This window comes from Bacillus sp. LR_5 (assembly GCF_042709275.1).
In genome coordinates this window covers 1-8,867 of sequence record NZ_JAVAXX010000264.1, presented here as the reverse complement: position 1 = coordinate 8,867, position 8,867 = coordinate 1, and the positions used below count along the sequence as shown (strand labels likewise).

The following is an 8,867-nucleotide window of genomic DNA, read 5'->3' as shown; positions in this document are numbered from 1 at the left end:
TAAATAGATAGAGACTCTTTGGACAGCAAACTGGGATAGCACCATGCAGATGTTCCAGCTTAGATCCAATACAAGTTGCTGAAGGGGTGCAGAATGTGAATACAAACCAAGATAACGGAAATCAGCTCCAGCGGACAATGAAATCGCGCCACTTGTTCATGATTTCATTGGGCGGAGTGATCGGAACCGGTTTCTTCCTTGGAACCGGGTTTACCATTAACCAAGCGGGACCGCTCGGCGCGGTTCTGTCCTATTTAGTGGGCGGCTTTATCATGTTTTTGACCATGCTCTGCTTAGGAGAGCTGGCAGTCGCCTTTCCTGTGTCGGGGTCCTTCCAGACCTATGCCACGAAATTTATCAGCCCGGCTTTCGGGTTTGCGTTCGGCTGGCTGTACTGGCTCGGCTGGGCGGTTACATGCGCCATTGAATTCTTATCAGCGGGGCAGCTGATGCAACGCTGGTTTCCGCATATAGACGTATGGATTTGGTGTCTGGTCTTTGCGGCACTGATGTTTATTTTAAATGCGATCACCACAAAAGCCTTTGCGGAATCTGAATTCTGGTTCTCGGGCATTAAAATTTTGATTATCCTTTTATTTATTATTCTCGGCGGAGCTGCCATGTTTGGCCTGATTGATCTGAAGGGCGGAGAGCAGGCGCCGTTTTTGACACATTTTTATGAAGACGGGTTATTTCCGAACGGCATAAAGGCAATGCTGATTACGATGATTACTGTGAACTTTGCGTTTCAGGGGACTGAGCTGATCGGGGTTGCAGCCGGAGAAAGTGAAGACCCTGAAAAAACGATTCCACGGTCAATCAAACAGACAGTATGGAGAACGCTTGTCTTCTTTGTGCTTTCAATCATTGTCATTGCCGGCATGATTCCGTGGAAACAGGCGGGTGTCGTGGAAAGTCCATTTGTTGCCGTATTTGAGCAAATCGGAATCCCATATGCAGCTGATATCATGAACTTTGTTATTTTAATCGCACTGTTATCTGTTGCGAACTCAGGTTTATACGCATCAACGCGTATTCTGTACGCAATGGCCAATGAAGGACAGGCCTTCAAAGCGCTCGGAAAAACAAATCAGCGCGGTGTACCGATGTACTCGTTAATCGTAACGATGGCTGTGGCCTGCCTATCACTTCTGACAAAGTTTGCGCAGGCTGAAACTGTCTATATGGTACTGTTATCTTTGGCGGGTATGAGCGCACAGGTCGGCTGGATTACGATTTCGCTTTCCCAAATCATGTTCAGACGCAAATATATCCGCGAAGGCGGGAAGATAGAAGATTTGAAATTTAAAACACCGCTGTACCCGGTGCTTCCGCTGATCGGTCTAACGTTAAATACGGTCGTGCTCATCAGTCTCGCATTTGATCCGGAGCAGCGTATCGCGCTGTATTGCGGCGTACCGTTTATGATCATTTGCTACATCATTTATCATGTCGTCATTAAAAAACGCCAGCAGGCGAATCGTCAGCTAGAGCTTTAAAAACGTTGTCCGTAAGTCATCTTTGTTAGAACCCGCATAGGACATTATCTTAAATGTTGAGGTGGAATCACAGATGGATAAAACGATTTCGGTTATTGGAATGCCAATGGATTTAGGACAAGCACGACGCGGAGTAGATATGGGCCCGAGTGCCATCCGGTACGCTCATCTGATCGAGCGGCTGTCAGACATGGGGTATACGGTTGAGGATCTCGGTGACATTCCGATCAACCGCGAAAAAATCAAAAATGACGAGGAACTGAAAAACCTGAATTCCGTTTTGGCGGGAAATGAAAAACTCGCGCAAAAGGTCAACAAAGTCATTGAAGAGAAAAAATTCCCGCTTGTCCTGGGCGGTGACCACAGTATTGCGATCGGCACGCTTGCAGGCACAGCGAAGCATTACGATAATCTCGGCGTCATCTGGTATGACGCGCACGGCGATTTGAATACACTTGAAACTTCACCATCGGGCAATATTCACGGCATGCCGCTCGCGGTCAGCCTCGGCATTGGCCACGAGTCACTGGTTAACCTTGAAGGCTACGCGCCTAAAATCAAACCGGAAAACGTCGTCATCATTGGCGCCCGGTCACTTGATGAAGGGGAGCGCAAGTACATTAAGGAAAGCGGCATGAAGGTGTACACAATGCACGAAATCGACCGTCTTGGCATGACAAAGGTCATTGAAGAAACCCTTGATTATTTATCAGCATGTGATGGCGTCCATCTGAGCCTTGATCTGGACGGACTTGATCCGAACGACGCACCGGGTGTCGGAACCCCTGTCGTCGGCGGCATCAGCTACCGGGAGAGCCATTTGGCTATGGAAATGCTGTATGACGCAGGCATCATTACCTCAGCCGAATTCGTTGAGGTTAACCCGATCCTTGATCACAAAAACAAAACGGGTAAAACAGCAGTAGAGCTCGTAGAATCTCTGCTAGGGAAGAAGCTGCTGTAATAAGAAAACCCCCGCACCCGCGGGGGTTTCAGCGTGTCGACAAACCCTCGCATTCGTTGTCAGGCCTGCGCTTCGGTGCTCACGAATTCCAAACATTCGCTGCGCTCCAATGCTCGTTCTTCCTAGACTTCAAGGGTTTTCAATCACGCTGAAAAGATGAAAGAATCCTAAAACTACAAACCGTTTTAGGATTCTTTCGTTAAATTGAACCCCCGCACCCGCGGGGGTTTTTCATTTATCCAATCATTTTCTCAGCGACTTTCATTTCCTGTGAATGGGTTTGATGGTCTGCAATAAACCAACCTGATAAAATTACCGCTGCGACGCCTGCGCCAATCAGAAATCTTTTCATTTATATAACCTCCGTTCGTTTAATCAGTTCTTCAATCTGTAATGCTTCATAAAAAAAGTGGGCAGCTTCTTTGTAAAGCTCAAGTTCCCTATACCGTTCGCCAGCCAAAATGGAAAGTTCTCTTACACTGTCATACTCTTTCTCGGACAACAAGTCATCCATATGTTGTTTGCATAAGTGAAACGTTTCCGCATGACCTCCTTCTGCATAAATGGCATATAAAATGTCTATTTTTGCCTCACATATTCTATTCGGCTCAGCAGTCAATTTTTCCTTCACGTCTTGGTAATAAGATAAGGCCTGTTCTTTCTTTTTGATCTTAAACAGCTCTCGTATCAGCAGGTAGGCAGAATGATAATAATAGGCGGAGCGGGCATACTCTTCGTTCTGTAAGGCCTCTTCTAATTTCGAAACCGCTTCTTCTGATTTGCCGCTTTGCGCATGAAGAAGGCCGAAGTTATGCAAAAGCTGGGCTTCAAAAAAATGATCCTCTAATTCACTCGTGATCCGAATTGCTTCGTCCAAATAAGCCTCAGCTTCTTCAAACTGGCTCATCTCTGTAAAATTGCCTGACATGGTAATCAGGGCTGAAGCCAGCTTCTTTTTATAATCAGTTTCTTCCCTGAACGTTTTGACCGCTTGCCGTGTATGATTGAGGGACACAATATTTTGTCCCAGCTTATAATAGAGCTTTCCGACCTTCAGGTGAAATTCAGCTTTCTCAATCGGATCGGGAATGTTGTCGAGATACTGCTCTGCATCTTTATACAGCCCAATGGCAATATCATAATTATTTTTATAGGCCTCATACATGCCTTCAAACAGAAAAAAGTAATATTTCAGCATGTCAGACGTAGCATTCATATGAGAAGGCTCCTCATGCTGAAAGCCCTGTCCTCTCGCCTCGTGAAGCAAAACCTTGTGGCGCAGTTCCAATAAGGAGAAGTAGGCCAGCACCTCCTGATCCTCTTCCATGTCGTCCAATAAAGGCTTCACTTCTTCAAATAAACGGGAGGATTCTTCAACTTCATGTTTCTTGATGGCAAGGTACCAATCGTTGAGCATGCTAGCGATTTCTGCGGGTGCGATCTTATTCATGTGAAACTCCTTTCTCTAGTGACTTATCAATCTCAGTTGCTTATTCTGATAGTAACACCTCTTTCTATTTTATGTAAAATCCTCTAGTCAATATATGAAGGAGAGATGATATGACAATCATGCTGACCCCTATGCAGACAGAAGAATTTCGGTCTTATCTCACGTACACAACAAAGCATTACGCGGAAGAAAAGGTAAAAGCGGGAACATGGCTGCCTGAAGATGCACAGCTTTTGTCTAAGCAGGCATTTACTGATCTGCTTCCGAGAGGGCTGGAAACACCCCATCACCATTTGTGGAGCCTCAAGCTGAATGAAAAGGATGTCGTTGGCTGGCTCTGGATACATGCTGAACCGGAGCATCCCCAGCAGGAAGCGTTTATTTATGATTTCGGGTTATATGAACCGTATCGGGGAAAGGGCTACGCAAAGCAAGCATTGGCGGCATTAGATCAAACGGCACGCAGCATGGGAATCCGCAAGCTGTCCCTTCATGTCTTTGCCCATAATCAGACGGCGCGAAAGCTATATGAGCAAACCGGATTTCAAGAAACAGACGTAGTGATGAGCAAGAAGATTTAACGAAAAGGGCCTGATAAAGGCCTTTTTCTGTAAACGATTTCTAAAAATTCTGTAAATAACCTAGTTACTTTCCTTATTTTCCTAATATAATGTGGGTGAGGAAATTACCTTTCCTACACTCACAAGAAAAGAGGAGATGTAATGAAGTTGAAGAAACGAGTGTCGATGTTTTTGGTAGCGCTTACAATGTGCGGCGGCCTGTTTGTTTCTCCCGCCAAAGCCGTAAAGACCACAAATTATGCTGAAGAAATCGCCGCACTGCAGCCAGGCACGACACCGGAAGAAATCATGAAATCTGCCAGCCAGATTGCCAAACAACAGCACGTAAAGCAGGATGTTATCCTAAAACAGTTCTATAAGGAAATCACGGCTGATAAAGCAGAGGGAGACCGGCTCGCCAAGGAAAACGGCATGTCTATCATGGGCGGCTCGTCCGGCACGAAAAAACTCCCGACAAGCGCGAAAGGCAATATCTATTACACGAACTCCTACACAGCCTACTACAATCACGGCCACGTCGGCATGTACTCCGCTGCTGACAAAATTGTTGAATCTGTCCCGAGCGACGGCGTCAGGCAGATCGCTTATAATGCCAGAGACGTGGAAGACAACTCCATTGTGCAAACCGTCAGCGTATCCTCATCTCAAAAAACAGCTGCTGCCGACTGGGCGGTATCAAAAGTCGGCGACCCATACTCATTTAACTTCGTCAATAACAGAAATACGGGCCATGACGGCGCCAAAAACTGTTCAAAGCTCCTATGGTCTGCCTTTTTGCTAAAAGCAGGGATTGATATAGACAGCAACGGAGGCTTAGGCGTGTATCCGCGCGACATCACAAGTTCTTCGTATACGACAACCATCATGACCATTTACTAAGGAGAAGGATATGAAAAAGTGGATGATTACCATCGCCATGCTGATTCTCGCAGGAATCGCACTATTTGTCTTCATTTCTCCTCTCAAAAACCATAAAACCGTGAGTCAGCAGGATCTCAGAAACCCCGATTTCCTGGATGACAAAGAAGTCCTGCTGTATTTCTCATCCTCTGCAGATCAAGATGCATTTGGCGGCGGGAAAAGCTACGCCCTGTTTATCAGTCAGGATGGGTCGCTGTCTTCATTTCAGATGAAGGGCCTTGAGCTGGGATCAGCCAAGGTTCACGGCGACAGTGTGATGCTGGAGGACAAAAACAAGATTTATACGATTAAAGACGGCCTGAGATCTCATAAAAGAGCCTATCAGCACACAGGAGACAGCGCGGGCTTTCTGCAAAACACGGACGGCTTTTATACTTTATACAACTCCGGCTACGACAAAAAGGGAGACGGATACCGCTCAGAGCTGTACCGCCAAATGGACGGAGAGTGGAAAAAAGACGTCATCCCCTACTACATCCGAGCCTCCGGTTTCCATGATGGCGCCATTTACGCACTCGTCCCGACAGCTGACGAAAAAGGCTATGAGCTCCTTCAGATTCAAGCAGATCAAAAGAAGCTCACTTATCACAAAGTAACGGAATGGCAGTACCGGGAAGGAGCCTCAGTCGAATCCCAGCTTGCTGTGGACGACCAAGCTGTTTATGTTATGGTTCGCGGCCAAAAGGCCCGCAATCTCTATCAAATGGTCAAGATCAACAAAAAAAGCGGCAAAGTAGAGCTGCACGACATCGCCGAATACAAAAACAACGAACAAACGATATACAGCTCCATGCCCTTCAGCTTTAAAAACAGCTTTTTCCCTTATGACGGGAACCTGTATTTCATTGACGGCTTCGGAAAGGTACACAAAATTGATGCCAAGACAGGAAAAACAAGCATCGTCTTCACCTTTTCCCAGGACAAAATGAAAGCCGATTTCAAAGAAATCACCCAAAAAGGCAGCAGCCTCTATTTCTTCACATACACGTATAACAAGCCTGCCTACATTGAACAGTACAGTTTGAAAACCGGAAAGAAAATGAAAGAAAAAGAGATTGGAAAGGTAAAGGATGTCGTGACGCCGAAGAGTCATTTGAAGCTGTATGATGTTGAGGTGATGAAGAGGTTTTAAGGCAAGGAGGTTAGTATGGGAGCCATTGCCGTTTTATTTATCGTTTTTGGTTTTCCGATCATCGCAGGTGTATTTGGTATAGCGGGTCATTTTTTATTTAAGAGGTTTTGGGTGGCACCGCTCATCGTTCTTATCGCGAGCTTGATATTGTTATTTACGTTAGCTTCGGGCAATAGCTCATTCATGTTTTGGGTTGTTATGTATACGGCGATTTCGTTAGTAACCAGTATTGTCACATTATTTCTCAGGAAATTTTTTAATTGATCTCTAATTATGAAGAGACTGGTGTGAAGTCTCTTTTTTTGTTGAACCGAAATTTGCAGAGGATTTTGGGTATGGTTTAGAAACGAATCTAAAGGAGGAATTACATGCGCACCAAACGGGTTTTTCTTCTGGCAGTTATGATCAGCCTGGTTTCGGCCATTACTGTATTCCTGTTAAATGGATGTAAAGTCGACTTTTTAGACATCCTCGGAACTATTATTGGCTGCTTCCTTGGCATATTTGTTGTTATAAGAATACAGAAAAAATAGCCGTGAGAAAGGGAAAGAGTCATGCCGAACCGAAGTCATGTTCAAGGACGGAGAGTCCAAACACATGAATGGGAGGAATGGCGTTGACAGGAAACAAAGCGGTTGTGTACAAAGGCAAAGGGACTGTAGCGGTGGAGGATATCGGTTATCCGGAGTTAATCTTGAGGGACGGGCCCGGCGTTCCGAAGGCGAATGTGAATCGGAAATGTGAGCATGGGGTTATTCTCAAAGTCATTACAACCAACATTTGCGGAAGCGATCAGCATATGGTCAGAGGCCGCACAACAGCGCCTGAAGGGTTGGTGCTCGGGCATGAAATTACTGGAGAAGTTATTGATACGGGGCGGGACGTTGAATTTATCAAAAAAGGCGATATCGTATCCGTTCCTTTCAATATTGCCTGCGGGCGCTGTGTGATGTGCAAAACGCAGAAAACGCACGTGTGCCTGAATGTCAATCCTGACCGGCCGGGATCGGCTTACGGCTACGTCGATATGGGCGGCTGGGTCGGCGGCCAGTCGGAATACGTCATGGTGCCGTACGCTGATTTTCAGCTTTTGGTATTCCCTGATAAAGAACAGGCGCTAGAAAAGATTCTCGATTTGACCATGCTGTCGGACATTTTCCCGACCGGCTTCCATGGAGCTTATACAGCGGGCGTGCAAACAGGTTCAACCGTTTACATCGCGGGAGCGGGGCCTGTCGGCTTGGCTGCTGCACACTCCGCTCAGCTCCTAGGCGCCTCCACCGTGATTGTCGGCGATCTGAACGAAGATAGACTGGCACAGGCGAGAAGCTTCGGCTGTGAAACGGTCAACGTGCAAAAACACGACCGCCTTGGCGAGCAAATTGAACAAATACTAGGTGAACCAACCGTTGATGCCGCAGTGGACTGTGTCGGCTTTGAAGCATCCGGGCACGGCAATCAAGGAGGAGCGCCAGCCGCCGTGCTGAACTCGATTATGGATGTCACCCAGGTCGGCGGAAGCCTCGGAATTCCGGGCTTATACGTGACCGAAGATCCTGGCGCAAAGGATGCGGACGCCAAAACAGGCTCACTAAAAATCCGCTTCGGACTCGGCTGGGCCAAGGCTCACACCTTCGTCACCGGACAAACACCCGCCATGACATACAACCGCAATTTGATGAAAGCGATTCTGAGCGGCAGAGCGCAAATCGCAAAAGCAGTCAACGCCACTGTCATTTCTCTAGACGACGCGCCAAAAGGCTACAGCGACTTCGACAAAGGCGCAGCCAAAAAATTCGTCATCGACCCGCATGGAACATTGAAGTAAAAGAAAAAGCCGGACGTTCTCAGAACGCCGGCTTTATTGCTGATAATCTGTTTCTTCAAATCGGTTTCCCGTTTCATCCTGTACGATGAATTCCCCTTCGATTTTGTCCAGTCCAATCAAAATATAAGGGTTTTTCTCATTTGCTTTAGAAGCAGGAATTCGTTCCACAGTTACAGTTGTTTCTTTAGGTGAGTATTTGACGTCTGACACTTCAAGCTTCTTATCTTTCTCGCTGCTTCCGAGAGATACGACGACCATTTTTTTGCCTTCTGATATGGTGAAGACTTGATACCCTTTTACTTCATCATGCATTTGAAGGTAATTAGCGTATATTTCTAAGTCTGGACTGCCTTCACCGATTCGATCCTTCTCCAACACCCAATAAGACGGCTGACACCCAGCAAGCAGCAACATGATAACAAAAAGCCAAACCCATCTAAAGCGCAAATGCAAACCTCCCCACACATCGGTTACATCCAAACTAACACACGA

11 protein-coding genes are annotated in these 8,867 nt (G+C 46.5%); 8 read left to right on the top strand and 3 right to left on the bottom strand.

Annotated features, from left to right (window positions below; all coding sequences use genetic code 11):
- Positions 1-95: 95 nt before the first annotated feature.
- Both RAC86_RS30925 and rocF read left to right on the top strand, forming a co-directional pair.
- Positions 96-1,499: an amino acid permease gene (locus tag RAC86_RS30925; RefSeq protein WP_003242721.1), complete on the top strand. Its 1,404-nt coding sequence runs from the start codon at positions 96-98 to the stop codon at positions 1,497-1,499.
- A gap of 73 nt (positions 1,500-1,572) precedes the next feature.
- Positions 1,573-2,463: an arginase gene (gene rocF / locus RAC86_RS30920; RefSeq protein WP_003226959.1), complete on the top strand. Its 891-nt coding sequence runs from the start codon at positions 1,573-1,575 to the stop codon at positions 2,461-2,463.
- A gap of 235 nt (positions 2,464-2,698) precedes the next feature.
- On the opposite strand, the gene RAC86_RS30915 is transcribed toward rocF, so the two are convergent.
- Together RAC86_RS30915 and rapG are read right to left on the bottom strand one after the other, a co-directional pair.
- Positions 2,699-2,815 (bottom strand): Phr family secreted Rap phosphatase inhibitor, encoded by a 117-nt coding sequence (locus tag RAC86_RS30915; protein WP_003226961.1) that lies wholly within the window; start codon positions 2,813-2,815, stop codon positions 2,699-2,701.
- Positions 2,816-3,913, bottom strand: a complete 1,098-nt coding sequence (gene rapG, locus RAC86_RS30910; RefSeq protein ID WP_128993615.1) for a response regulator aspartate phosphatase RapG — start codon at positions 3,911-3,913, stop codon at positions 2,816-2,818. It lies immediately after the preceding gene.
- A gap of 110 nt (positions 3,914-4,023) precedes the next feature.
- On the opposite strand from rapG, the gene RAC86_RS30905 reads away from it, so the two are divergent.
- The 6 genes from RAC86_RS30905 (at position 4,024) to fdhA (ending at position 8,375) form a co-directional block, all read left to right on the top strand.
- Positions 4,024-4,494 (top strand): GNAT family N-acetyltransferase, encoded by a 471-nt coding sequence (locus RAC86_RS30905; RefSeq protein ID WP_128993614.1) that lies wholly within the window; start codon positions 4,024-4,026, stop codon positions 4,492-4,494.
- Positions 4,495-4,635: 141 nt separating this feature from the next.
- Entirely contained in the window at positions 4,636-5,373 is a 738-nt protein-coding gene (locus RAC86_RS30900; protein WP_072173756.1) for a YiiX/YebB-like N1pC/P60 family cysteine hydrolase, read from the top strand.
- A gap of 10 nt (positions 5,374-5,383) precedes the next feature.
- The gene (locus tag RAC86_RS30895; protein ID WP_119899985.1) at positions 5,384-6,547 is read left to right on the top strand and encodes a hypothetical protein; all 1,164 of its coding nucleotides are present in this window, start codon (positions 5,384-5,386) and stop codon (positions 6,545-6,547) included.
- A gap of 15 nt (positions 6,548-6,562) precedes the next feature.
- Entirely contained in the window at positions 6,563-6,811 is a 249-nt protein-coding gene (locus RAC86_RS30890) for a DUF2651 family protein (RefSeq protein WP_120027667.1), read from the top strand.
- Positions 6,812-6,915: 104 nt separating this feature from the next.
- On the top strand, positions 6,916-7,080 hold the full coding sequence (locus tag RAC86_RS30885; protein WP_326149811.1) for a hypothetical protein: 165 nt from the start codon (positions 6,916-6,918) through the stop codon (positions 7,078-7,080).
- A 68-nt stretch (positions 7,081-7,148) separates the two neighbouring features.
- Positions 7,149-8,375: a formaldehyde dehydrogenase, glutathione-independent gene (gene fdhA, locus RAC86_RS30880; RefSeq protein ID WP_326149812.1), complete on the top strand. Its 1,227-nt coding sequence runs from the start codon at positions 7,149-7,151 to the stop codon at positions 8,373-8,375.
- Between the two features lie 33 nt (positions 8,376-8,408).
- Here the strand turns inward: fdhA and RAC86_RS30875 are convergent, their stop codons facing one another.
- Positions 8,409-8,822: a hypothetical protein gene (locus tag RAC86_RS30875; RefSeq protein WP_088467472.1), complete on the bottom strand. Its 414-nt coding sequence runs from the start codon at positions 8,820-8,822 to the stop codon at positions 8,409-8,411.
- Positions 8,823-8,867: the final 45 nt, after the last annotated feature.

Bases quoted from the DNA above. Each gene is read 5' to 3' on its own strand.
- rocF (WP_003226959.1), top strand. From the start codon at position 1,573: ATGGATAAAACGATTTCGGTTATTGGAATGCCAATGGATTTAGGACAA.
- RAC86_RS30915 (WP_003226961.1), bottom strand. From the start codon at position 2,815: ATGAAAAGATTTCTGATTGGCGCAGGCGTCGCAGCGGTAATTTTATCA.
- rapG (WP_128993615.1), bottom strand. From the start codon at position 3,913: ATGAATAAGATCGCACCCGCAGAAATCGCTAGCATGCTCAACGATTGG.
- RAC86_RS30905 (WP_128993614.1), top strand. From the start codon at position 4,024: ATGACAATCATGCTGACCCCTATGCAGACAGAAGAATTTCGGTCTTAT.
- RAC86_RS30900 (WP_072173756.1), top strand. From the start codon at position 4,636: ATGAAGTTGAAGAAACGAGTGTCGATGTTTTTGGTAGCGCTTACAATG.
- RAC86_RS30895 (WP_119899985.1), top strand. From the start codon at position 5,384: ATGAAAAAGTGGATGATTACCATCGCCATGCTGATTCTCGCAGGAATC.
- RAC86_RS30890 (WP_120027667.1), top strand. From the start codon at position 6,563: ATGGGAGCCATTGCCGTTTTATTTATCGTTTTTGGTTTTCCGATCATC.
- RAC86_RS30885 (WP_326149811.1), top strand. From the start codon at position 6,916: ATGCGCACCAAACGGGTTTTTCTTCTGGCAGTTATGATCAGCCTGGTT.
- fdhA (WP_326149812.1), top strand. From the start codon at position 7,149: ATGGGAGGAATGGCGTTGACAGGAAACAAAGCGGTTGTGTACAAAGGC.